Source organism: Streptomyces sp. NPDC022552, from assembly GCF_055561875.1.
The window spans coordinates 657,878-681,444 of sequence record NZ_JBVHGJ010000002.1 but is presented as its reverse complement, the minus strand read 5'-3'; the positions used below and the strand labels follow the sequence as shown (position 1 = coordinate 681,444).

The 23,567-nt window shown below is 72.3% G+C and carries 20 protein-coding genes; 10 read left to right on the top strand and 10 right to left on the bottom strand.

From position 1 onward, the window contains the following. Nucleotides 1-13: 13 nt before the first annotated feature. The 3 genes from ACZ3OF_RS07995 to rsmH all read right to left on the bottom strand — a co-directional run bounded on the left by ACZ3OF_RS07995 (nucleotide 14) and on the right by rsmH (nucleotide 3,667). Nucleotides 14-1,987 carry a peptidoglycan D,D-transpeptidase FtsI family protein gene (locus tag ACZ3OF_RS07995; RefSeq protein ID WP_361669490.1) on the bottom strand — a complete coding sequence of 658 codons (1,974 nt, stop codon included), beginning with the start codon at nucleotides 1,985-1,987 and terminating at the stop codon, nucleotides 14-16. A 5-nt stretch (nucleotides 1,988-1,992) separates the two neighbouring features. Beyond that, nucleotides 1,993-2,538 carry a cell division protein FtsL gene (ftsL, locus tag ACZ3OF_RS07990; protein WP_361669493.1) on the bottom strand — a complete coding sequence of 182 codons (546 nt, stop codon included), beginning with the start codon at nucleotides 2,536-2,538 and terminating at the stop codon, nucleotides 1,993-1,995. A gap of 172 nt (nucleotides 2,539-2,710) precedes the next feature. After that, on the bottom strand, nucleotides 2,711-3,667 hold the full coding sequence (gene rsmH, locus ACZ3OF_RS07985) for a 16S rRNA (cytosine(1402)-N(4))-methyltransferase RsmH (protein ID WP_361669495.1): 957 nt from the start codon (nucleotides 3,665-3,667) through the stop codon (nucleotides 2,711-2,713). A 312-nt stretch (nucleotides 3,668-3,979) separates the two neighbouring features. Between rsmH and ACZ3OF_RS07980 the strand changes: the two genes are divergently transcribed. The 4 genes from ACZ3OF_RS07980 to ACZ3OF_RS07965 all read left to right on the top strand — a co-directional run bounded on the left by ACZ3OF_RS07980 (nucleotide 3,980) and on the right by ACZ3OF_RS07965 (nucleotide 9,488). Further along, nucleotides 3,980-4,519: a beta-class carbonic anhydrase gene (locus tag ACZ3OF_RS07980; protein WP_361669497.1), complete on the top strand. Its 540-nt coding sequence runs from the start codon at nucleotides 3,980-3,982 to the stop codon at nucleotides 4,517-4,519. 159 nt (nucleotides 4,520-4,678) lie between these two features. Next, complete coding sequence (locus ACZ3OF_RS07975; protein WP_361669499.1) at nucleotides 4,679-5,698, top strand: AAA family ATPase; 1,020 nt, start codon at nucleotides 4,679-4,681, stop codon at nucleotides 5,696-5,698. Then, nucleotides 5,698-7,071 carry a DUF58 domain-containing protein gene (locus ACZ3OF_RS07970; protein ID WP_361669502.1) on the top strand — a complete coding sequence of 458 codons (1,374 nt, stop codon included), beginning with the start codon at nucleotides 5,698-5,700 and terminating at the stop codon, nucleotides 7,069-7,071. Before ACZ3OF_RS07975 ends, ACZ3OF_RS07970 begins: the two co-directional genes overlap by 1 nt. After that, the gene (locus ACZ3OF_RS07965; RefSeq protein ID WP_361669504.1) at nucleotides 7,068-9,488 is read left to right on the top strand and encodes a transglutaminase TgpA family protein; all 2,421 of its coding nucleotides are present in this window, start codon (nucleotides 7,068-7,070) and stop codon (nucleotides 9,486-9,488) included. Before ACZ3OF_RS07970 ends, ACZ3OF_RS07965 begins: the two co-directional genes overlap by 4 nt. Nucleotides 9,489-9,649: 161 nt before the next feature. Here the strand turns inward: ACZ3OF_RS07965 and ACZ3OF_RS07960 are convergent, their stop codons facing one another. From ACZ3OF_RS07960 to ACZ3OF_RS07950, 3 genes are all read right to left on the bottom strand, one after another. Further along, entirely contained in the window at nucleotides 9,650-10,054 is a 405-nt protein-coding gene (locus tag ACZ3OF_RS07960) for a DUF3040 domain-containing protein (RefSeq protein ID WP_361669506.1), read from the bottom strand. 280 nt (nucleotides 10,055-10,334) lie between these two features. Then, nucleotides 10,335-11,123 carry a class I SAM-dependent methyltransferase gene (locus ACZ3OF_RS07955; protein ID WP_361669509.1) on the bottom strand — a complete coding sequence of 263 codons (789 nt, stop codon included), beginning with the start codon at nucleotides 11,121-11,123 and terminating at the stop codon, nucleotides 10,335-10,337. A 79-nt stretch (nucleotides 11,124-11,202) separates the two neighbouring features. Next, a complete protein-coding gene (locus ACZ3OF_RS07950) occupies nucleotides 11,203-11,733 on the bottom strand; it encodes an SAV_6107 family HEPN domain-containing protein (protein WP_361669512.1) in 531 nt (176 codons plus the stop codon). A gap of 166 nt (nucleotides 11,734-11,899) precedes the next feature. On the opposite strand from ACZ3OF_RS07950, the gene ACZ3OF_RS07945 reads away from it, so the two are divergent. The 6 genes from ACZ3OF_RS07945 to ACZ3OF_RS07920 all read left to right on the top strand — a co-directional run bounded on the left by ACZ3OF_RS07945 (nucleotide 11,900) and on the right by ACZ3OF_RS07920 (nucleotide 20,452). Continuing rightward, nucleotides 11,900-12,853, top strand: a complete 954-nt coding sequence (locus ACZ3OF_RS07945; protein ID WP_467303440.1) for an ATP-binding cassette domain-containing protein — start codon at nucleotides 11,900-11,902, stop codon at nucleotides 12,851-12,853. After that, nucleotides 12,825-14,912, top strand: a complete 2,088-nt coding sequence (locus tag ACZ3OF_RS07940; protein WP_361669517.1) for a YhgE/Pip domain-containing protein — start codon at nucleotides 12,825-12,827, stop codon at nucleotides 14,910-14,912. Before ACZ3OF_RS07945 ends, ACZ3OF_RS07940 begins: the two co-directional genes overlap by 29 nt. Before the next feature lie 43 nt (nucleotides 14,913-14,955). Beyond that, entirely contained in the window at nucleotides 14,956-15,564 is a 609-nt protein-coding gene (locus ACZ3OF_RS07935) for a TetR/AcrR family transcriptional regulator (RefSeq protein WP_361669520.1), read from the top strand. A 294-nt stretch (nucleotides 15,565-15,858) separates the two neighbouring features. Further along, the gene (locus ACZ3OF_RS07930; RefSeq protein ID WP_361669522.1) at nucleotides 15,859-16,479 is read left to right on the top strand and encodes a DUF4126 domain-containing protein; all 621 of its coding nucleotides are present in this window, start codon (nucleotides 15,859-15,861) and stop codon (nucleotides 16,477-16,479) included. A gap of 97 nt (nucleotides 16,480-16,576) precedes the next feature. Further along, nucleotides 16,577-18,010, top strand: a complete 1,434-nt coding sequence (locus ACZ3OF_RS07925; protein ID WP_467303437.1) for a phytoene desaturase family protein — start codon at nucleotides 16,577-16,579, stop codon at nucleotides 18,008-18,010. Between the two features lie 279 nt (nucleotides 18,011-18,289). Next, nucleotides 18,290-20,452 carry a hypothetical protein gene (locus tag ACZ3OF_RS07920; RefSeq protein WP_467303435.1) on the top strand — a complete coding sequence of 721 codons (2,163 nt, stop codon included), beginning with the start codon at nucleotides 18,290-18,292 and terminating at the stop codon, nucleotides 20,450-20,452. A 27-nt stretch (nucleotides 20,453-20,479) separates the two neighbouring features. Here ACZ3OF_RS07920 and ACZ3OF_RS07915 read toward each other — a convergent pair whose 3' ends face one another. The 4 genes from ACZ3OF_RS07915 to ACZ3OF_RS07900 all read right to left on the bottom strand — a co-directional run bounded on the left by ACZ3OF_RS07915 (nucleotide 20,480) and on the right by ACZ3OF_RS07900 (nucleotide 23,536). After that, nucleotides 20,480-21,331 carry a hypothetical protein gene (locus tag ACZ3OF_RS07915; protein ID WP_361669529.1) on the bottom strand — a complete coding sequence of 284 codons (852 nt, stop codon included), beginning with the start codon at nucleotides 21,329-21,331 and terminating at the stop codon, nucleotides 20,480-20,482. A 51-nt stretch (nucleotides 21,332-21,382) separates the two neighbouring features. Beyond that, nucleotides 21,383-22,300, bottom strand: coding sequence for a methylenetetrahydrofolate reductase [NAD(P)H] (gene metF / locus ACZ3OF_RS07910; protein WP_361669532.1), 918 nt, complete (start codon nucleotides 22,298-22,300; stop codon nucleotides 21,383-21,385). Between the two features lie 136 nt (nucleotides 22,301-22,436). Further along, nucleotides 22,437-23,084, bottom strand: a complete 648-nt coding sequence (thiE, locus tag ACZ3OF_RS07905) for a thiamine phosphate synthase (protein WP_361669535.1) — start codon at nucleotides 23,082-23,084, stop codon at nucleotides 22,437-22,439. A gap of 86 nt (nucleotides 23,085-23,170) precedes the next feature. Beyond that, the gene (locus ACZ3OF_RS07900) at nucleotides 23,171-23,536 is read right to left on the bottom strand and encodes an Rv2175c family DNA-binding protein (protein ID WP_361433095.1); all 366 of its coding nucleotides are present in this window, start codon (nucleotides 23,534-23,536) and stop codon (nucleotides 23,171-23,173) included. Nucleotides 23,537-23,567: the final 31 nt, after the last annotated feature.

Sequence of the window (23,567 nt, the reverse complement as noted above, 5' to 3'; positions counted from 1 at the left end):
TGCTCCCGGGGTGTCACTCGCTGTCCTTGAAGATGACCGGCAGTCGGGCGGGCTCGTTGCCCGTCGGGGCCACGTGGAGGGTCTTGAGGGCGAACTCCATGACCTTCTTGTAGATGGGGCCGCAGATCTGGCCTCCGAAGTAGCTGCCCTTGGTGGGGTTCTGGATGGCGCAGTACACCGTGATCTGCGGGTCGTCGGCGGGCGCGAATCCCGCGAACGAGGCGGTGTACCCCTTGTAGCGGCCGAGCTCGGGGTCGACGCGGTTGGCGGTTCCGGTCTTGCCCGCGACGCGGTAGCCGGGGATCCGGGCCTTGGTGCCGGTGCCCTCCTCGTCGCCGACGACGGACTCCAGCATCTGGGCGAGGGTCTTGGCGGTCTTGTCGCTCACCACCCGGGTCTGCTTCGGGGCGGGCGCGGGGGTGAAGCGGCCGTCGGGTCCCTTGGTGCCGCGGACGAGGGTGGGCTCGATCCGTACGCCTCCGTTGGCGATGGTCGAGTAGACCGAGGTGGCCTGCATGGCGTTGACCGAGAGGCCCTGGCCGAAGGGGATCGTGTACTGCTGCGAGGTCGACCAGTTCTGGGGCTTGGCGAGGATGCCCGGGGTCTCGCCGGGGTAGCCGAGCCCGGTGGGGCTGCCGATGCCGAACTTCCGCAGGTAGGAGTGGAGGACCCGGTTGGACTCGGCCTGGGTGTCGCCGAGCTGGCCGGTGGCCAGGATCGTGCCGATGTTGCTGGACTTGGCGAGGACGCCGTTGAGCGTCAGGTACCAGGTCGGGTGGTCGATGTCGTCCTTGAAGAGCCGGTCGCCCCGGTGCAGCCGGTTGGGGACGACGACATGGGTGTCGGGCGTCGCCGCGCCCTCCTCCAGGACGGCGGCCATGGACATGACCTTGCTGGTGGAGCCGGGCTCATAGGCGTCCTGGAGGGCCGCGTTGCCCATCGAGGCGGCGTTGGCCGCGGACAGGTCGTTGGGGTCGAAGCCGGGGGCGTTGGCCATGGCCAGGACCTCGCCGGTCCTGGTGTTCTGCACTATGACGTAGCCGCGGTCGGCCTTGGACTTCTTCACCTGCTCGGTGATGGCCTGCTGGGCGGCCCACTGGATGTCCCGGTCGATGGTCAGCTCGATGTCGGAGCCGGGCACGGCCGGGGTCCCCCGGGAGCCCGCGGTGGGCACCTGGCGGCCGCCGGACTCGGCGAACCTGATCTTGCCCTCCTGGCCAGCGAGTTCCTTGTCGAGCATGGACTCCAGACCGCCGGCGCCCCGCCCCTCGGCGTTGACGTAGCCCAGTATCCCGGCGGCGAGTTCGCCGTTGGGGTACACGCGCTTGGTGCTGGGCTCGCTGAGGATGCCGCCGAGCAGGTTGACGCCGTTGCCGCCCTCGGAGGGCTTGGACTTCTGCGCGTAGACCTTCTTGAGGTCCTTGATCTGGTTCCAGACCTGCGGGGTCTGCTTACGGGCGAGCAGGGTGTAGCGGGACTTGGGGGTACGGAGCTTCTTCGCGAGGTCCGCGGGCTCCTTGCCGAGGAGCGGCGCGAGGAGCGCGGCGGCCTGCTCGGGGGCGTCCTGGACCTTGCTCTCCTCGGGGGTGAAGAGCTTGGGGTCGGCGGTGATGTCGTACGCGTCGACGCTGGCGGCCAGCGCGATGCCGGTGCGGTCGGTGATCTCGCCCCGCTCCGCGGAGAGCGTGTACTCCTGGTAGCGGTGCGCCTCGGCCTTCGCGGCCAGGGCGCTCGCGTCGACGGCCTGCACCTGGAGCAGCCGGACGACGAACGCCAGCATCACGAGGGTCAGGCCGAGCGAGACGAGCCGCAGCCGGGGCTTCGGGCTGCCGAGCCGGATGGTGCGCACCTTCGGCCGCGCGGGGGGCCGGGGCGCGGGCCTGCGCGGGGCGCCGCCGGAGCGTGCGGCGGCGGGCCGGGGGCGGGCGGGGCGCGCGGGCCCGGCGGGGCCGGGCACCCGCCGGCGCGGGGGCTCCTTGGGAGGCACTGCGGTCACCTGCCGGAGGTCGTCGGGGCGGGCGCGGTCGTCTTCGGCGTCGTCTCGGGGGGCTTCACGGGTGTCGCGCCGCCCTGGCCGGGCTGCGCGGGCGGCGCGGCGGAGCCGGCCGGGGTGCTCGTGCCCGGGGTCGAGCCCGTCGGGGCCGGCTTCGGGGCGAGCGCCGGCTTCGGCGCGGACGTGGCCTTCGAGGGCTCGCCGAGGACCGTGCCGTTCGGGTCGAGGAAGGCGGGGCTGCCGCCGGGGACCATGCCGAGCTCCCGGGCCCTGCGCTCCAGCGCGTCGGGCGCGGAGTAGTCGTCCACGTCCCGCTGGAGGGCCTGCTCCTCGTCGGTCAGCTCGGTGGTGCGGTTCTTGAGGTCGCGCAGCTTGAAGGAGCCCTGGTTGAGGGCGGAGTTCAGCAGCAGGAGCGTGATGAGACCGCCGCCGAGCAGCACCACGACGAGCAGGACGAAGGGGGTACGGGCGGCCTTACTGGGCCCCGAGGGCATGAACCGCCCGAGCCGCGCCGCCCTCCCTTTGAGCGGCCCCTTCGTCGTCATGCCCCTGCGCCCTCGTTCTCCCCCGGAGCTGCCGCCCGGGCGGCGGCCCCGGCTCCGCCCGCGAGGCGCGGCGGTGCGGGCATCGTCGTCGTCCGCGGCCCGGTGGCCTCGCGGTGGAGAGGGGTGGCGCACGGCGCCACGGGCAGGGTGGCGGCGGGAGACGGACGGGCGCTCACAGTTCGTCCTCCCGGATGCGCTGCGCTCCTCGGAGCCGGGCCGGGGCGGCTCGGCGGTTCTCGGCGATCTCCTCCTCGGTGGGGAGTTCGGCGCCGCGGGTGAGCAGCTTCAGCCGGGGCTGGTACTGCTCGGGGACCACCGGCAGGCCGGGCGGCGCGGTGTTCGCCGCGCCCGCCGCGAAGACCTGCTTGACCAGCCGGTCCTCCAGGGAGTGGTACGACAGGACCGCGATCCGGCCGCCCACGGCGAGCACCTTCACCGCCGCGGGGATCGCGCGCTCCAGGACCGTCAGCTCTCCGTTGACCTCGATGCGCAGGGCCTGGAAGGTGCGCTTGGCCGGGTTGCCGCCGGTGCGCTTGGCCGCCTGCGGCAGCGCGTCGCGGATCAGCTCGACCAGGCGGGCGCTGTTGGTGAACGGCTCCTTGTCGCGCTCGCGCACGATCGCGGAGACGATCCGCTTGGCCTGCTTCTCCTCGCCGTACGCCCGCAGGATGCGGACCAGCTCGCCCGCCGGGTACGTGTTGAGGACCTCCGCGGCGCTGACGCCGGTCGTCTGGTCCATGCGCATGTCGAGCGGGGCGTCCTGCGCGTACGCGAAGCCACGGTCGGCCTCGTCGAGCTGCATGGAGGAGACGCCCAGGTCGAAGAGGATGCCGTCGACGCGGCGGATGCCGAGCCGGTCGAGGACCTCGGGCAGCTCGTCGTAGACCGCGTGGACGAGTGTCGCGCGCTCACCGAACGGGGCGAGCCGCTCGCCGGAGAGCCGCAGCGCCTCCTTGTCGCGGTCGAGGGCGACGAGACGCGCCTCGGGGAACCGCTCCAGCAGCGCCTCGCTGTGGCCGCCGAGGCCGAGGGTGCAGTCGACGACGACCGCGCCGGGGCGCTCCAGGGCGGGGGCCAACATGTCCAGGCACCGCTGGAGCATCACCGGGACGTGTCGGTCGTTGCTCAATGCGCCCTCTCAGAATTCGGCTCATGATTCGGCGCGGCCGCTACGCATCCGCCGCCTATGCGGGGGAGAAAGCGCGGAAATCGCTCAATGTCTCCGTGAACTTCGCGCCACTTTAGTCCACTGGCCGCAGCGGTCAATCAACCGGCTGGCGCGTCGCACGGGGCTTCGGTCGGAGCGGGTCATTCGGGGCGACTCACCTGAATGGGTCCCCTCTTCTCATGCGTGTGGGTTACCTCACAACAAGGCTCATTGACGTTCTTTGTCCACTCTCACAGCGGGCCATGAGCGCGCGTGACCACTACCGTCATAGACATGTCGACCTCTGCGCACCCTTCTGCCGACGTGATAAACGCCGCCGGTACGGTCACCGACCGGCTCGTCGAGGCCAATGAGCGATATGCCGCCGGCTTCACCGATCCGGGCATGGACGCGCGACCCGTGCTGAACGTGGCCGTGGTCGCCTGCATGGACGCCCGTCTCGATCTCCACGCCGCCCTCGGCCTCGAGCTGGGCGACTGTCACACCATCCGCAACGCGGGCGGCGTCGTCACCGACGACGTGATCCGCTCGCTCACCATCAGCCAGCGCGCCCTCGGGACCCGCAGCGTGGTGCTCATCCACCACACCGGCTGCGGTCTGGAGTCCCTCACCGAGGACTTCCGGCACGACCTGGAGATGGAGGTCGGCCAGCGGCCGGCCTGGGCCGTGGAGGCCTTCCGCGATGTGGAGCAGGACGTCAGGCAGTCCATGCAGCGCGTGCGGACCTCGCCGTTCCTGCTGCACACCGACGACGTCCGCGGGTTCGTCTTCGATGTGACCACCGGTCTGCTCCGCGAGATCGATCCCACCTGATCCGCTGGGCGCAACATGGCAAACCCCGGCATAACGCTCCCACTTGTCCACAGGCGAGTGACACAACCCGGCAAGGGCAACAAGAATGCTCGGGTGACACCCCCCGAAGGAAACGCGGGGGCAGGTGTCGGTGTTTTCGGAGGGGCCGAGGAGGGCCGGGTGACGACCTATGACGATCGAGCGAGCCTCACAGATCTGACCGCCACAGCGGAGCGTGTCCGCAGGTCGGTGGAGGGTGTGATCGAGGGCAAGCCTGAGGTCGTACGGCTTTCGCTGACCGTGCTGCTCGCCGAGGGACATCTTCTGATCGAGGATGTCCCCGGCGTCGGCAAGACGATGCTGGCCAAGACGCTGGCGCGGTCCATCGACTGTTCGGTGCGCCGTATCCAGTTCACGCCCGACCTGCTGCCGTCGGACATCACCGGCGTGTCGATCTTCGACCAGCAGCGGCGTGACTTCGAGTTCAAGCCCGGCGCGATCTTCGCCCAGATCGTGATCGGCGACGAGATCAACCGCGCTTCGCCGAAGACCCAGTCCGCGCTCCTGGAGTCCATGGAGGAGCGGCAGGTCACGGTCGACGGGCAGACGTACGAGCTGCCGAGTCCCTTCATGGTGGTGGCCACGCAGAACCCGGTGGAGATGGAGGGCACGTACCCGCTCCCCGAGGCCCAGCGCGACCGCTTCATGGCGCGCGTCTCGATCGGCTACCCCAGCGCCGAGGCCGAGCTCCAGATGCTCGACATCCACGGGGCGGTCAACCCGCTGGACGATCTGCAGCCGGTCGCCCACGCCCATGACGTCGTCAAGCTCATCGACGCGGTCCGGGCCGTCCACGTCGCCGACTCCGTGCGCCGGTACGCCGTGGACGTCGTCGCCGCGACCAGAAGCCACCCGGACCTGAGACTCGGCGCCTCCCCGCGTGCCACGCTCCACCTGCTGCGCGCCGCCAAGGCGTCCGCCGCGCTCAGCGGCCGCGAGTACGTCCTGCCGGACGACCTCCAGGCGCTGGCCGTGCCGGTCCTCGCGCACCGGCTGCTGCCGACGGCGCAGGCCCAGCTGAACCGGCGTACGGCGGAGCAGGTCGTCCTCGACATCCTGCAGCGCACGCCCGTCCCGGCCACCGCGCCGCCCGCCGGCCCGCACTACGGCCACCAGCAGCCCGGCGTTCGGCCGCTGTGATGACGACCGCTGCCGCGCCGGAGGGGCAGCGGGGTGACGACCTGGGCGCTCGCGCGGGTGAGGACCGGGGCGGCCTGCGGGCCGCCCTGAGCGGACTCACCACGCGCGGCCGGTCCTTCCTCGCCGCCGGTGTCGCCGCCGCGATCTGCGCCTTCGTCCTCGGCCAGGGCGACCTGCTGCGCGTCGGCGTGCTCCTCGCCGTGCTGCCGCTGCTCTGCGCCGTGGTGCTCCACCGCACCCGCTACCGGGTCGCGGGCAGCCGACGGCTCTCCCCGCAGCGGGTGCCGGTCGGCTCGGAGGCACGCGTCCACCTGCGGATGGACAACGTCTCCCGGCTGCCCACCGGGCTGCTCATGCTCCAGGACCACGTCCCGTACATGCTCGGGCCGCGGCCCCGGTTCGTCCTGGACCGGGTCGAGGCGGGCGGGCGGCGCGAGGTGTCGTACCGGGTCCGCTCGGACCTGCGCGGCCGCTTCCCGCTGGGCCCGCTCCAGCTGCGGCTGAACGATCCGTTCGGCCTGTGCGAGCTGACGCGTTCCTTCAGCGCGTACGACACGCTGACCGTGATCCCCAGGACCGAGCCGCTGCCGCCGGTGAAGCTGACCGGCGAGGCGGCGGGGTACGGCGACGGCAGCCTGCGCTCGCTGGCCCTGGCCGGCGACGACGACGTCATCCCGCGCACCTACCGCCACGGCGACGATCTGCGCCGGGTCCACTGGCGGTCCACCGCGCGCTACGGCGAGCTGATGGTGCGCCGCGAGGAGCAGCCGCAGCGGGCCCGCTGCACGGTGCTGCTCGACACCCGGGCCGTCGCCTACGAGGGCGCCGGGCCGGACTCGGCCTTCGAGTGGGCGGTCTCCGGCGCGGCCTCCGCGCTGGTGCACATGCTGGAGCGGGGTTTCTCGGTACGGCTCCTGACCGACACGGGCACCTCGGTGCCCGGCGAGGGGGCCGAGGGCTTCGCCGGTACGACGCACGACTCGGCCGAGGCGGCCGGGCTGATGATGGACACCCTCGCCGTCGTGGACCACTCCGACGGCGCCGGTCTCTCGCGCGCGTACGACGTGCTGCGCGGCGGGAACGAAGGGCTGCTGATCGCCTTCGTGGGCGACATCGACGAGGAGCAGGCGGCGCTTGCCGCCCGGATGCGGCAGCGCAGCGGCGCGGCCGTGGCCTTCGTCCTGGACTCCGGCACGTGGCTCTCCGGAGGCACGGCGTCCGGGGCGGTCGAGGAGCGGCTGAGGCAGCTGCGGGAGGCCGGATGGACGGCGCTGGCGGTTCCCCCGGGAGCCCGGCTCGCCGAGCTGTGGCAGCAGGCGGCCGGGATCCGCGCGGAGAGCGCCGCGGGTGACACGTACGGAGGTTGGTCATGAGCGGCCTCGGGCGGCTGACGCTGGGCGCCTACGCCGCCACACTGATGGCGGCGGGCGCGCTCCTTCCGCTGGTGCGGCCGGCGAACTGGATCTTCACGGCCGCGCTGCTGCTCGCCCTGCAGAGCGGGGTCGGCGCGCTGGCCCGGCGGGTGCCGCTGGCCAGGCCGCTGACGGTCACGGCGCAGGCCGTCGTGGGCCTGCTGGCGCTGACCCTGGTCTTCGCCCGGGAGCAGGCCCTGCTCGGCCTGCTGCCCGGGCCGCAGGCCTTCGCACGGTTCGCCACGCTGTTCCAGTCGGGCGCCGACGACGTGGGCACCTACGCGATCCCGGCGCCGGACACCGCGGGCATCCGCCTGATGGTGATCGGCGGCGTGCTGGTGATCGGCCTGCTGGTGGACACCCTCGCGGTGACCTTCCGCAGCGCGGCCCCGGCCGGTCTGCCGCTGCTCGCGCTCTACTCGGTGGCCGCGGGGCTCTCCGAGGGCGGCGCGAGCTGGCTGTGGTTCCTGCTGGCCGCCTCCGGCTATCTCCTGCTGCTCCTCGCCGAGGGCCGCGACCGGCTCTCGCAGTGGGGGCGGGTCTTCGGCGCGGCGCCCCGCGCGGGCCGCCCGGGTACGGGCGGATCCGGAGGCGGGCGGCCGCTCGCCCCGGTGCGGACCGGCCGGCGGATCGGTGTGATCGCCATGGGTGTCGCGCTGGCCGTGCCGGCCGTGCTGCCCACGCTCTCCGGCGGCCTGTTCGGCGGCGCGGGCGGAGGACCGGGCGAGAGCGGCAAGGGCGGGACGATCTCGGCGGTGAACCCGCTGGTCTCGCTCCAGGACAACCTCCGCCAGCCCGAGGACCGCGAGGTGCTGCGGTACCGGACCAACGCGACCGACACGAGCGGCATGTATCTGCGGCTCGTGGCGCTCGACCAGTTCGACGGCACGTCCTGGAAGTCCTCGGTCCGCCCGATCGAGGACGTGCCCAAGCCGCTGCCGCGGCCGGACGGCCTGAGCGGGCAGGTCAGCACGACCGAGGTGACGGGCAACTTCGTCGCCTCCTCGACGTACGAGCAGAAGTGGCTGCCGATGCCGTACCCGGCGTCCCGGGTCGAGATCGGCGGACGCTGGCGGTACGAGCCGGCCGGACGGATGCTCGTCGGCGACGACGGGCAGAGCACCCGGGGCGCCCGGTACACGGTGGCCAGCCTGGACGTGCGGCCCACGGCCGCGCAGCTCGCGGCGGCCCCGCCGGCGCCGGCCACGCTCCGCACCGAGTACACCAAGGTCCCCGACTCGCTGCCGCTCGACGTGCGGGCGACGGCGCTACAGGTCACGAAGGGCGCCCGGAACGACTACGAGCGTGCCGTGAAGCTCCAGGACTGGTTCGCGAAGGACGGCGGCTTCCGCTACGACGTCGACGTCGAGTCCGGTACGGGAGTCCAGGCCATCTCGCGCTTCCTGGAGCGGCGGGAGGGCTTCTGCGTCCACTTCTCGTTCTCGATGGCGGCGATGGCGCGGACCCTGGGGATCCCGGCGCGGGTGGCGGTCGGCTTCATGCCGGGCAGCGCCCAGTCCGACGGCACGATGTCGGTGGGCATCCGGGACGCCCACGCCTGGCCCGAGCTGTACTTCGAGGGCGCGGGGTGGACCCGGTTCGAGCCGACGCCGACGCGGGGCTCCACTCCGGAGTACACCCGGCAGCAGTCCCCGACGGACACGCCGAGCGAGTCGGCGCAGCCGTCGACCAGCGCCTCCGCGGCGCCGTCGGCGGTGCCGAGCGCCTCGGACAGCTGCCCGCCGCAGCTGCGCCGCCAGGGCGAGTGCGGCCCGGACGTGGCGGCGGGTGGTGCCTCGCCGGACGGCGGCGGGGTGAACCCGCTGACGGTGGTGCTTGTGTGTCTGGGTGTGGCGGTGGTGCTGCTGCTGCCGCTGACACCTCTGCTGTGGCGTACGCGGGTACGGGCGCGGCGGCTCGGCTCCTCGGGCCGTACCGAAGAGGACGCGGTGGCCAGGACCCTGGCGGCGTGGCAGGAGATCGTCGACACGGCCTGGGACCACGGAGTGGTGCCGGACGAGTCGATCACGCCGCGGAGGACGGCGGCGCGGATCGTCCGGCTCGGCGCGCTGGAGGGCGAAGCGGCGAACGCGGTGCACCGGGTGGCGCGGGCGGTGGAGCAGGTCCTCTACGCCCCGCAACCCCGCCCGGGCACGGGCCTGGTGGACGAGGTGACGCTGGTCAGGTCCGGCTTCACGGCGGCCTCCTCCCGGAAGGTCCGGCTGCGGGCACTCCTGGCTCCGCGCTCGGCCGCCCGGGTGGTGTGGACGGCTTCGTCCCGCTGGTCGACGCTGACGGACCGCTGGGGAGCGCGCCGCCAGGCCGCGACGATCCGCCTGACGGCCTCGCTCCGCCGAGTGACCCGCCAACGGGGCTGAGGCCCGGTGTGGGCAGTCGTTCCGCCGGGGCGGAACGACTGCCCACACGGGGGGCGGAGGGCTGCAGGGGGCCACGACGAACGAGCCCCGCGGGGTCGCGCTTCGGCGCGGGCCCGCGGGGCTCGGAGTCGTATAAGGGGCGCAGGGCCCTCAGCGCGGCGTCAGTGGCCGCCGCCCTGCTGTTCGTCACGGCGGCGCTGCCACCGCTCTTCGATCCGGTGCATCATCGAGCGGCGCTGCCGGGTCTGACGGCCACCGGCCGCCGCCCCGCCACTCGCCTGCTGCTCACCCGGTTTGGGCGCCTTGCGCCATCCGGTGACCGCCAGTACCGCGCAGCCCAGCATGACGAGGAACCCCACCACGCTGATCCAGATCTGCTGAGCGACCATTCCAGCCATGAGGAGCGCGATACCCACCAGGAAGCCGGCGACTGCCTGGTAGACCCGTCGCCGGGTGTACGTACGCAGTCCGCTTCCCTCGAGCGCTGTCGCGAACTTGGGATCTTCGGCGTACAGCGCTCGCTCCATCTGCTCGAGCATTCGCTGCTCGTGCTCCGAGAGCGGCACGGAGTCCTCCTAGTCGTCGGTCGCGGGGGCGACCGGGATGCGGCCCTTTCAGGATAGGCAGGGAATCGCCCCCGTGAAACCCGCCCTCAACGCCAAATCGCCAATCCGGGCCGCCATGCGGTCTGGTTGCTGAGGCGTTGATTCCCCGGCTACCTGCCCGTCATGCCGGACGGTGTCCCCCGATCATACGGGGCAAAGCCCGCGACCGGAGGTGCTGTGGCGTACTCCATGTGCGGTTGCGCCGCTGATCAGCGGCGCAGCCGGGGTGCCGGGTGGGGCGTCAGGCGGGCTTCTCGCCCAGGACGTGCAGCTGGGTGGCGATGGCGTGGAAGGAGGGGAGCTCCGCCGCGGCGGCCTCCAGCTTGAGCAGCGCCTCGGCCGCGCCGGGTTCGGTGTCGACGAGGACGCCGGGGACGAGGTCGGCGAAGACCCGCACGCCGTGCACCGCGCCGACGTCCAGACCGGCCGCGCCCGCCAGCTCCGTGAGCTGGTCCGCGGTGAAGCGCCGGGGCACCGGGTCTCCAGTTCCCCAGCGCCCGGCCGGGTCGCTGAGGGCGTTCCTGGCCTCTGTGAAGTGCCCGGCCAGCGCGCGGGCGAGGACGGCGCCGCCGACGCCCGCGGCGAGCAGGCTGAGCGCGCCGCCGTCCCGGAGCGCCGCGGTCGCGTTCCGTACGCCCTCGGCCGGGTCGTCCACGTACTCCAGGACGCCGTGGCAGAGCACCACGTCGAACCCGTCGCGTCCGACCACGTCGAAGAGCCCCCGGATGTCGCCCTGGACGCCGCTGACCCGCTCGGCGACCCCGGCCTCGGCGGCCCGGCGCTCCAGCGCGAACAGGGCGTTGGGGCTGGGGTCGACGACCGTGACGCGGTGGCCGAGGCGGGCCACCGGCACCGCGAAGTTCCCGGAGCCGCCGCCCGTGTCGAGGACATCCAGGCTGTCCTTCCCGGTGGCCTTGACCCGGCGATCGAGGGCGTCCTTGAGGACGTCCCAGACGACGGCCGTACGAAGGGAGGCGCGCGACGGGCGCGACGACGCCTCTCGACCGAAGACAGGGGAAGGGTCCGACACGGCTGTTGACTCCTCGGTGACGGTGTACGAACGCCTCCCACCCTATGGCCTCGGCCGTGCTGCCCCGCTCAACCGTCGCTCACCCCGTCGCCTCGCCGGCGCCGGTCTGGCGGGGCAGTACGGGCTGGAGGACGAGGAGCCGCTCCACCAGGCGCAGGAACATCGCGGCGTCCCGGATCAGGTCGTCGGCGTCCCGGCTGGTCGCGGCGCCCGGTATGCCCGCCTCGGCCCGGGCCCGGCGGGAGGCGCCGGAGGCGAAGAGGGCGCTCCACTCGGTGAGCTCCGGCGCTATCTCGGGCAGCACCTCCCAGGCGCTGCGGATCCTGGCCCGTTTACGGGGGTTGGTCTCGGGACGCCCCCGGACGGCGAGCACGGCGGCCGCGGTACGGAGGGCGGCGAGGTGGGCCGTGGCGTACCGCTCGTTGGGCCGGTCGAAGGCGGCGGCCTCGTCGAGCCCGGTGCGGGCTTGGGCGAGCAGGTCGAGGGCGGCGGGCGGCGCCGTGGAGCGGCGCAGCACGGGGTGGACGTCGGACGGCGGCCCCGCCAGTGCGGGGGCGGGTCGGCCACCGGGGCGGCGCCTGGGCGTGGCTGCTGCGGAGGAGCTGGTCATGACGAGCCTCCTGTCGTCGCGTGACGGCTCTGTGTCCGTATGTGTCCATCGTGAAGGGCACCACTGACAATCGCGCTGACCTGGCGTTTTGCCGAGAACGACGATCAAGGGGTAAGTTTTTGAACTGACTGGTCAGTTCAAAAGTGGGGAAAGTGGGGGTGGACCGGTGGAAGCGAACCCGGAGGAGCCGCACGGCGCCGCCGTCGTCGCGGACGGATTCGGGCTGAAGGGACCGCGCGGCTGGGTCTTCCGCGAGGTCGGCTTCCGGGCCGAACCGGGCGCGCTCGTCGCGATCGAGGGCCCGTCGGGGTCGGGCCGCACCTGCCTCCTGCTCGCGCTGACCGGCCGGATGAAGCCCCAGGAGGGCCACGCCGAGGTCGCCGGGCTGCCCCTGCCGCGCAGGATGGCCGCCGTACGCCGGATCAGCGCGCTCGGCCCGGTGCCCGGGGTCAGCGATCTCGACCCCTCCCTCACCGTCGCCGAGCATCTGCGCGAGCGCGCCCTGCTCCAGCGCCGCTACGACGGCGCGGTCCGGGCCCTGCTCCGGCCGCCCGGCGAGCGGGCCGCCGCCACCAGGGCCCGGATCGACGCGGCCCTGGAGGCCTCCGGACTCGACCTGGAGACCCTGCCGAAGGGCGAGCGGACCTCCGTACGGGACCTGGAGCGTCTGGAGGCGCTGCGCCTGTCCGTGGCCCTGGCCCTCATCGGCCGGCCCCGGCTGCTCGCCCTCGACGACACCGACCTCAAGCTCTCGCCGGCCGACCGGGCCGAGGCCTGGGACCTGCTGCGCTCGATCGCCGACGCGGGCACGACCGTGCTCGCCGTGTGCAGCGAGGCCCCCGAGGGCGCCCTGAGGGTCACCACGGCACCACGCGCCACCGAGGACACCACGGCCGGCGCCACCGAAGAGACGACCGCCGGCACGGCCGAGGCCACCACCGAAGACCCGGCCGAGGACACGCCCGAGAACCCGGTCGAGGAAACGCCCGAGGACACGTCCGAGGAAACGGGCGAGGAAACGGGCGAGGAAACGGGCGAGGAAACGCCCGACGCCGACGCGAACGAAGACACGACCGAGGAGGGGGAAGCCGATGCGCTCGCCGAAACTGGCCGCGCTTGAGCTGAAGCGGTTCGGCAGGGGGAAGCTGCCGCGCGCCGCGCTCGTCGCGATCCTGCTGCTGCCGCTGCTGTACGGCGCGCTGTACCTCTGGTCCTTCTGGGACCCGTACAGCAGGCTCGACCGGATACCCGTCGCGCTCGTCAACGCCGACAAGGGCGCCACCGCCGACGGCAAGAAGATCAACGCCGGTGACGACATCACCGAGAACCTGCTCGACAGCAAGGTCTTCGACTGGCACCAGGTGAGCGACGCGGAGGCCCGCGAGGGCGTGGAGGACGGGACGTACTACCTCTCGCTGACCATGCCGGAGGACTTCAGCACCCGGATCGCCTCCAGTTCGGGCGACGCCCCCGAGACCGGCGCGCTGAAGGTCCGTACGAACGACGCCAACAACTACATCGTCGGGCAGATCTCGCGGACGGTCTTCTCCGAGGTGCGCACCGCCGCCTCCACCAAGTCCTCGCGCTCCTTCCTCGACAAGATCTTCATCTCCTTCTCCGACATCCACGACGCCACCGCCGAGGCGGCCAAGGGTGCGGGGGACCTCAAGGACGGCGTCGACAAGGCCAAGAAGGGCTCCAAGAGCCTGGCCGACGGGCTCAAGGACGCCAAGACCGGCAGCGGGAACCTCTCCTCCGGGCTGAAGAAGCTCGACAAGGGCGCGGGCGAGCTGGAGACCGGCTCCCGGCAGGTCGCCGACGGCACCAAGGCGCTCGCCGACAAGGTCAACGGGAAGGCCGACAAGGTCCGTCCGTACCTGAAGAACAACGGCAAGACGATCGGTGACACCGCCCGCCTGGTCGCCGACGCCGCAGGTGCCGTCCGCCACGACCTGGAGGACGTGGTCCGCCGCGCCCCGGTCGCCCGCAGCGCCGCGCATGTGGCGGACGACAAGCTGGAGGCCCTCCACAAGAAGCAGTGCGTCGACAACCCGCTGCCCGACCCGAAGGCCTGCCCGGTCCTCAAGGAGGCCAAGACCTCGGCCGACGACGTGGCCAAGATCGCCGACGATCTCCACGAGCTGGCCAAGGACAGCGACGGCGACCTGAAGAAGCTGGACAAGCGGCTCGCCGCCGTCCAGAAGCAGGCCAACGACCTCGCCAAGGACGCCCCGCACCTGGACGACGACCTCGAAAGCGCCGTCAAGAAGATCAACAAGCTCAACGAGGGTGCCCAGAAGGTGGCCAAGGGCGCCGACGAGCTCCACACCGGCCTGACCGGCGCCAAGACCGGCTCGGCGAAGCTCGACAGCGGTGTCGGCAAGCTCAAGAAGGGCGCGGGAGAGCTCGACGGCGGCCTGTTCAAGCTCGCCGACGGCTCCGGCGAGCTGGCCACCGGTCTCAAGGAGGGGGTCGCCCAGATCCCCGACTACGACAAGCAGGACCGCGACCGGCGCACGGAGGTCATGGCCGACCCCGTCGAGCTCGCCTCCCAGTCGCTGCACAAGGCGCCCAACTACGGCACCGGCTTCGCCCCGTACTTCATCCCGCTCTCCCTCTGGGTCGGCGCGATGGTGGCGTACATGCTGATCCAGCCGCTCAACCGGCGCGCGCTCGCCGCCGGCGCCTCGGCCTGGCGGATCGCCCTGGCCGGCTGGCTGCCCGTGGCGGCCATCGGGCTGCTCCAGGTCGCCGCGCTGATGTCGGTCCTCCACTGGGGGCTCGGCCTCCAGATGACCAGGGCCGCCGGCACGGTCGGCTTCCTGGCCCTGGTGACCTGCTGCTTCGCCGCGATCATCCAGTGGCTCAACGCCCGCTTCGGCGCGGCCGGCCGGATCCTGGTGCTCGCCGTGCTCATGCTCCAGCTGACCTCGGCGGGCGGCACCTACCCCGTACAGACCAGCCCCGGCTTCTTCAACGCGATCCACCCCTTCCTGCCGATGAGCTACGTGGTCGAGTCGCTGCGCCGGCTGATCTCGGGCGGCGGGATCGGACCGGTGTGGCAGGCGTGCGCGGTCCTGACCGCCTTCACCGTGGGCGCGCTGGCGCTGACGGCCGTCTCCGCGCGGCGCAAGCAGGTGTGGACGCTGGACCGGCTCCACCCCGATCTGTCCCTGTGAACCCACCCCTGTGGCACCCGCGAGACCTGTGAGAATCGAGCCCATGGACAGCAGCAGCACCAGACGCCGGGCCACGCGCGCGAAGCTCTACGAGGCCGCCGTCACCCTCATCGCCGAGCAGGGCTTCTCGGCGACGACGGTGGACGAGATCGCCGAGCGCGCGGGTGTCGCCAAGGGCACGGTCTACTACAACTTCAAGAGCAAGACCGAGCTGTTCGAGGAGTTGCTGCGGCACGGCGTCGGGCTCCTCACCGCCTCCCTGCGGGACGCGGCCGAGGAGACGGCGGAGCGGGGCGGGAGCCGGGTCGACGCGCTGGACGCGATGATCCGGGCCGGCCTGGTCTTCATCGACCGCTACCCGGCCTTCACCCAGCTGTACGTGGCCGAGCTCTGGCGGACCAACCGGGCCTGGAACTCGACCCTCCTGGTGGTCCGCCAGCAGGCGGTCGCGGTGGTGGAGGGCGTGCTGCGCGAGGGGGTCGCGGAGGGCGAGCTCAGCGAGGAGATCGACATCCCGCTCACCGCGGCGGCGCTCGTGGGGATGGTCCTGGTGGCCGCCCTCGACTGGCAGGCCTTCCAGCGTGAGCGCTCGATCGACGACGTCCACAGCGCGCTGTCCCGGCTGCTGCACGGGCGCGTGAGCGGCCGCTGACCCCGGGCGGACCTCCGGCGAGGTGACGTCCTCCGGGCGGACCTGGACCACGCACCACGACGAACGGCGAGGCTCGATCCCCCCGAGCCTCGCCGTCCGCCGTTCCTGCAACCCCCGTTGCACCCCCGTGCCGGCAGGTGCGCGACCCCGTTCCGCCACCCCGTGTCGGCGGTCCCGGAGCCGCGCCCCTTCCGTGCTCCCCACTCTCTCCTCCTCGCAGGTCGGAGCCCATCCGCGTACCTACTCATCTCGACGTATAGGTACGGGTACTCAGACCTGGTTACGATCGCGGGCGTGTCCGTACTCCCCCTGGTCTTCACCAGCGGCTGGGCCAGCGGGATCAACGCGTACGCGGTGGTCCTGCTCCTCGGCATCTTCGGCGCGACCGGCCTCACCGACGAGGTGCCCGAGTCGCTGCAGCGCACCGACGTCCTGATCGTCGCCGGGGTGCTGTTCCTCTGCGAGGCGGTGGCGGACAAGATCCCCTACGTCGACTCGGTCTGGGACTCCGTGCACACGGTGATCCGGCCGGTGGCGGGCGCCGTGGTCGCCGCCCTGCTCGCCGGGGAGTCCGGTTCGATCCCGGAGCTCGCGGCGGGCGCGGTGGGCGGGTCGACCGCCTTGCTGAGCCACTTCGTCAAGGCGGGGACACGGATGGCGATCAACACGTCGCCGGAGCCCTTCTCGAACATCGCCATGAGCACGGCGGAGGATCTCGGGGTCGCCGGGATCATCACCTTCGCGATGTTCAACCCGCAGGTGGCAGCGATCATCGCGGCCGTCCTGCTCGTACTCGGCCTGGTGATACTGGGCATTCTCGCCCACAGCATCCGCCGCTTCCTGCGCCGCAGGGCGCAACGGCGGGAGGAGCGGCGCCTGGCCACCACGGAGACCCGGAGGGTCCCGCCCTACTGACCGGGGGCGCCGGTCACACCCGGCCGAGGCACCGGCCCCACCCGCCTGGCCGGGGCGCCCGACATGACTGTCGGTGACGGCCGATAAGGTCGCTGGCATGGCACGGATTGTGGTGATCGGCGCAGGTCTCGGCGCCATGGCGGCCGCCGCCCGGCTGGCCGTGGCGGGCCACCGGGTGACGGTGTACGAGCGTGGCGGGACGTACGGCGGTGCGGTGCGCCGCTTCGAGCGGGACGGGTTCGGCTTCGACACCGGCCCCGGGCTGCTGCATCTGCCCGCGGTCTACCGCGATCTCTTCGTCAAGACCGGCAAGGAGTCCCTGGAGGACTCCGTCGGGCTGACGCAGGTCGATCCGGCGAGCCGTCATGTCTTCGCCGACGGCACCCGCGTGGACCTGCCGAACGCCTCACGGGCGGGCACGGTCGCCGCTCTGGACGCGGCGCTCGGCGCGGGCGCCGGGGAGCGCTGGGGCGACTTCCTGGTCCGGGCCCGCGAGGCCTGGGACCGCACGCGCCGCCCGCTCCTGGAGGAACCGCAGACGGCGGACACCTCGCCGCTCGCCCGCGAGCCCTACCCGGCCCTGAAGGCGGGGCTGTTGCGGCGCCCCACGACGCTGCTCGCCCAGGTCGGCGCGCGGGAGCTGCGCGACCCCCGGCTGGTCGCGCTCCTCGACGCGTACGCCTGGGCGTACGGCTTCGATCCGGCCACCGCCCCCGCGGCGGCCTCCGTCCTGCCGTACATGGAGCAGACGTTCGGGACCTGGTACGTGAGCGGCGGCATTCGGGCGCTCGCGGACGCGGTGCACCGGCGGTGCCTGAAGCGGCGGGTGGAGTTCGTCTTCGACGCCGAGGTCACCGAGGTCCTGGAGAAGGACGGCCGGGCCGCCGGGATCGCGCTGGCGGGGGGCGGGACGGTCGAGGCGGACCACGTCGTCGCGGGCGCGCCCGTGCCGGCGCTGTACCGGGACCATGTCGTGGGCTGGGAGCGCCAGGACGAGTGGCCGCGGTACCAGGCCGACGGGACGGGACGGATGACGGTCTGTCTGGCCCTGCGCGGGGCCCGGGAGGCGGGCGCCGTGCACCGTACGGTCGTCCACGCGACCGCGGACCACCCGACCACGACCGTGCTGCGGCCCGACGACCCTGCACTGCGCCCCGACGACGGCCACGAGTCGGTCACCCTCACCGCGACGGTGAACCTGTACCCGGAGCACGACTGGGTGGAGATCGCCGAGGAGATGGTGACGGCCGCGGAATCGGCCGTCCCCGGGCTGCGCGAGCGGCTGCTCTGGCGGGAGGTCCGCACCCCGGACGACACCCTGCGGGAGACCGGCGCCGCCGAGGTGCCGGGTCCGGCGCTCGCGGGCGGCCGGGGCGCCTTCCTACCCGCGGCCAACCGCTCCCCGCTGCCCGGGCTCTACTTCGCGGGCGGCTGGTCCCACCCGGGCGGCGGGCTCGCCCACGCGGGCATGTCGGGCGCGCTGGTCGCCGGGCTGATCGTGGAGGGCGACGACTTCCGCGGCTCCCGATGAGGACCGTGAGGGGCTGGGTCCGGTCGCCGGTGATGACGGGACGGAGCCCGGCGGGGGCGTGCGGGGCGGATACCGGGCAGATTCCCCGGCCCCGCGCGGTCCGGCGGGTGCGGCGGGTTCGGTGATCCCCACCGCACCGCTCTTCGCTCCGGGCGCGGACGGCCGTGCCGCCGCGTGGCTCGGACCCGTTCAGCAAGTCTTGATATGTCGCCACTCCTCTCGTACAACCATCCCCCCGGTCCACCTGTCAGAACGGGCGCGACGAACTCGTTCGCTGCGATGCCCCGTCCCGTTCCCCTGGAGGCCACCGACGTGTCCCGCGCCACCCTCAGCCCCCGGCTCCGCCTCGCCGCCGCCGTCCTCACCGTCTCCACGGCGACGGCCGTCGCCGGGACACTCCTCACGGCCCCTGCGTTCGCCGCGCCGCCCGCCGAGATCGTTCGCCAGGAGACCGCCCAGGACGTCGCCCCGTTCCCGAAGGACGCCAGACTCGTCAGTGCGGGCAGGACCGGCTTCCTTGCGCAGATGGACGGGGCGTTCTTCTGGACCGCCTACGACGGCACCGTGACCCAGCTGCCCGGCACCGGCTACTCCGGCGCCGCCGGCGCCGACACGGTCGTCCAGGCGGGCGGGGACGACACCTACACCCTGCGCGACATGGGCACGGACGCCGAGCCGCTCGTCATCATCACGCCCGGCGCCCTCAGGGGCGTCATCGGCACGACCCTGCTGATGGCCCGCGCCGACGGGCTCCACCTGGTCGACGAGAAGGACGGGGAGATCGTCAGCCGCGCGGTGACCGGTCTGCCCGAAGGAGCCACCCGGGTGGAATCCGTCGACGCGGGATCGTTCACGGTCCTGTACGGCGACGACACCCTCTACCTGGTGGACGCCGCCAAGGCCGCCGCGGTCACCCACGCCGTGACCCACAACAACATCCTGGGCTTCGAGAGCGTCGTCAGCTCGCCGACCCACCTGGGCTGGGGCGACTACAACTCCGCGGACACCGAGAGGCACTTCCACCTCCGTGACGTGCGCACGGGCGTGACGGAGTCGGTCTCCGCTACGGGCTCGAATCCGGTCCTCTCGCAGGACTGGCTGGCGTTCTCGGGCCGCTCCGCCACCGACCCCGCCGCGCAGCCATTCACTCTCCACTCGCTCAAGGACGGCCACGTCCTCCAGGTCCTCGACCGCGCCTCCGAGATTCGGCTCGGCGCCGACGGCGCGTTCGTCGTGCGCGGCACCCTCGCCCGGGAGGACGGTGTCTACCGCGTGACCGTCGGCGCGGACGGCACCCCCGCCGTGAAGCTCCTCGCGGGCGTCGGACGCATCCCGGACCTCGCCGTAACGCGCGAGAACACGCCGAGGACTGTCGACCTCAACGGCCCGCTCGACCGGGTGAGGCTGGTCTGGGAGCTGAACCAGCTCGCGTCCGCCAGGCTGACGCTGACCCATACCGCCACCGGCAGGCAGCGGGTGATCGATTCGTACAGCTCGGGGACCGTGCACGAGTTCTCCTGGACCAGCGACACCAGCCTCTACGAGATGGCCGACTACGCCGGCGAGTACACCTGGAAGATGACGGCCAAGGAGAGGTACGAGGTCGGAGCGCCCATCGAGCGGACCGGCTCCCTCACCATCAACCGTCCTCCGGTGAAGCGCGATCACGACGCGAACGGCTTCGACGACATCCTGGTCCGCGACAGCGCCGGAAAGCTGTCCGCGTACGAGGGCAAGCAGCTGTCCTACAAGTGGTCGCTCAGGGAGCTGGACTCGACCGTCCTGGGCACCGGGTGGAACACGTACACCCTGATGGCCGCACCCGGCGACCTCGGCGGCACCAAGGCGGACGACGTCGTCGGCCGCGACCGAGACGGCGTCCTCTGGCTCCATCGGGGCGAGGCGCAGAAGCTGCTGCCCCGCACGAAGATCGGCGGCGGCTGGCAGATCTACAACAAGATCACCGGTGGCTCGGACCTGAACAACGACGGACGGGGCGACCTCCTCGCCACCGACACCTCCGGCGTCCTGTGGGCGTACTTCTCCACGGGTGACGCGGCCAAGCCCTTCAAACCTCGCAAGAGGATCGGCGGCGGCTGGCAGGTCTACAACCTCCTCATCGCTCCCGGCAACCTCACCGGCGCCCCCGGCGGCGACCTGCTCGCCCGCGACACCTCCGGCGTCCTCTGGCTCTACCTCGGCAAGGGCGACGGCACCTTCACCGCCCGCCGCAAGATCGGCGGCGGCTGGCAGCAGTTCACCCATCTCGCCCCCCTCCGCGAACAGAACGTCAACGAATGGCGCTTCGGCCGGACGGGCCTGTTCGCAATCGGACCGGACGGCTCCCGGTACTACCCGAACAGAGGCTCCATCAACGACCTGTTCGCGGCCCCGGTGGAGCTGACGCAGAAGACCGACTCGACGTTCAAGACGATTTTCTGAGCCGCTCGGGGGGCCTCAGGGCGGGGGCTAGTACCGGTACTGCTGGTCGTTGTTGTAGGGCTCGTAGTTCTCGTAGCCCTGCTGCGGCGGCTGCGCGGGCTGCTCGCCGTCGCGCTGCTGCGGCACCCACACCCCGCCGGGCGGGGTGTCGTAGGCGTACGAGGGCGCGTACGGGTCCGCGTAGGGCTGCTGGCCGCCGGTGTCGTAGTCGTACGCGGCGTACTGCCGGCCGTCCGGGGTCGGGCCGATGTACGGGTCGGAGTAGGCGGCGTACTGCTGCTGGCCGGTGCCGTAGTCGTAGGCCGGCTGCGCGTAGCCGGGCTGCGCCTCGTAGCCGCCGGGCTGCTGCTCGTACCCGGGCATGCCCTGCGTGTCCTGCGCGCCGTACCCGTCGTAACCGCCGTAGGCGGGCTGCGGGGTCTCGGCGTGCGCCTGGGACTGGTCGTAGGGGGCGGCGTAGACGCCGTACTGGCCGGTGTCGTCGGGCAGCGGCTGGGGCTCGTAGACCGCGGTGGTCTCGGCCGGGGACGGTTCGTCGACCTGCTCGTAGGAGAGGTCGCTGACCTCCAGGGTGGGGCCGGTCTCGGCCGGCGCGCCGGACTTGCGGCGCCGGCTCGCGCCGGGGCTGCCGCCGATCGCCCACCCGGTGGAGAAGCCGCGGCGGAACGACAGGGTCACATAGGTCTGGCCGACGGCGAAGGCCACCGCGCCCACGATGATCACCGCGACGGACGGCATCAGCACACCGAGGACGACTCCGAGGAAGCCGCAGAAGGCGAGCACGCGCCAGCGGAGCCTCGCCTTGTACTGGAGGAGCACCTCACCCAGCAGCCACAACGCGACGACACCGAACGCGATGTAGAGGACCGTCCACCCCATGCCCGCCCCTCTCCTACGGCCACCGCCGCGGGTCTGGGGCGGGTACGCCGGTCACGACTGCACGTGCAGTCCGAGATTCTCGTAGATCTCCAGCGTCGCGGTGGAGTTGTTCAGCGTGATGAAGTGCAGTCCGGGGACACCCTCGGAGAGCAGACGTGCGCAGAACTCCGTCGCGAACTCGATCCCCATGGAGCGTACAGCGGCCGGATCGTCCTTGACGGCGAGGATGCGGTCTTTCACATGCGCGGGGAAGGTCGCGTTGCTCAGCTGGGGCAGCCGGTCGAGGGTCTTCACGTTCACAACGGGCATGACTTCGGGGATGATCGGCGTCTCGCAGCCGGCCTTGGCCGCGCTGTCGCGCAGCCGCAGATAGTTCTCGGGGTCGAAGAACATCTGGGTGATGGCGTAGTCGGCCCCGGCCCGGCACTTGTCCACGAAGTGACGGATGTCCGTGTCCCAGTCGGTGGAGCGCGGGTGCATCTCGGGGAAGGCGGCGACGCCCACGCAGAAGTCGCCGGACTCCTTGATCAACCGGACCAGGTCGGCGGCGTACCGGACGCCCTCGGGGTGCTCGACCCACTCCCCCAGCGGGTCGCCCGGCGGGTCACCGCGCAGGGCGAGCATGTTGCGGATGCCGGCGTCGGCGTACTGGCCCAGGACGTTGCGCAGCTCGGCGATCGAGTGGTCGACGGCGGTGAGGTGGGCGACGGGGGTGAGCGTGGTGTCGCCGGCGATCTTCTGGGTGGCCTTGACGGTGCCGCCGCGGGTGGAGCCGCCGGCGCCGTAGGTCACGGAGACGAAGCTGGGGCCGACCGCCTCGACCCGGCGCAGGGCGTTCCAGAGGCTCCGCTCACCCTTCTCGGTCCTGGGCGCGTAGAACTCGAAGGAGTACGAAGGCCTGCCGGAGGCGAGGATGTCGCGGACCGTTCGCGCGCGGTCCGAGCGGGTGGAAGCGGTACCAAGGGCCATACCGGCAGGTTAGACGGGGTGCACCGGCCGACGAAGCAGCGTCCGAGTAATGGACACGATTTTGGACATCACCCAGGAGTGGGCTGGGGCCCTCGGACGTTACGACAAGGCCGGGCGGCGACGTCCGTGCCGTCGGCTAGACGCGCTCCCGGACCCGCTTGGCCAGCCGGGCCGCCGCCGCGGCCGGGTCGTCGGCTTCGGTGATCGCCCGGACGACGACGATCCGGCGCGCTCCCGCGTCCAGGACCTCGTCCAGGTTGGTCTCGTCGATCCCGCCGATGGCGAACCAGGGCCGGTCCTGCTCCAGGGCGGCCGCGTGGCGCACGAGGCCGAGGCCGGGGGCGTACCGCCCGGGCTTGGTGGGGGTGGGCCAGCAGGGGCCGGTGCAGAAGTAGTCCACGCCGGGCTCGGCGGCGGCCGCGTCCACCTCGGACTCGTGGTGGCAGGACCGGCCGATCAGGACGTCGTCGCCGAGGATGGCCCGGGCGGCGGGCACCGGCAGGTCGCCCTGGCCCAGGTGCAGCACGTCGGAGCCGATGGCGTGGGCCACGTCCGCCCGGTCGTTCACGGCGAGCAGCTTGTCGTGCCGGCGGCAGGCCTCGGCGAAAACGGCGAGGTGCTCCAGCTCCTCGCCGGCCTCCATGCCCTTGTCGCGCAGCTGCACGATGTCCACGCCGGAGGAGAGCACGGCGTCGAGGAACGCGGGCAGGTCGCCCTGGCGCCTACGGGCGTCCGTGCAGAGGTAGAGCCGGGCGTCGGCGAGCTGCGCGCGAGGCGTGGACATGGGTGCTTCCCCCCGTTGGGTGCGGCGGCCCCCGGGGGCCGGACGGTCCCGGCCCCCAGGAGACTCCTGTGGTGTCTTCGGCTGCGTCAGACGGCGAGCGCCTGGGCGCGGCGCTTCACCTCCGTGCCGCGATTCTCGCTGAGGGCCTGCGCGGGCGTGCCCGGCAGGGTCGGGTCGGGAGTGAAAAGCCACTCCAGCATCTCTTCGTCGGTGAAGCCGTCGTCCCTCAGGAGGGTCAGGGTGCCGGAGAGGCCCTTGACCACCTTGTCGCCGTCGATGAAGGCGGCGGGCACCTGAAGCGCCTTGTTCTCACCGCGGCGCACGGCGATGAGCTGGCCCTCCTTGACCAGCTGCCGCACGCGCGTCACCTCGACGTCGAGCATTTCCGCGATGTCGGGGAGGTAGAGCCAGGCGGGGACGAGAGCATCGGTTCTTGCGTCAATCTCGGTCACGGGGACAAGCCTGCCATCCCGGACTGACAGT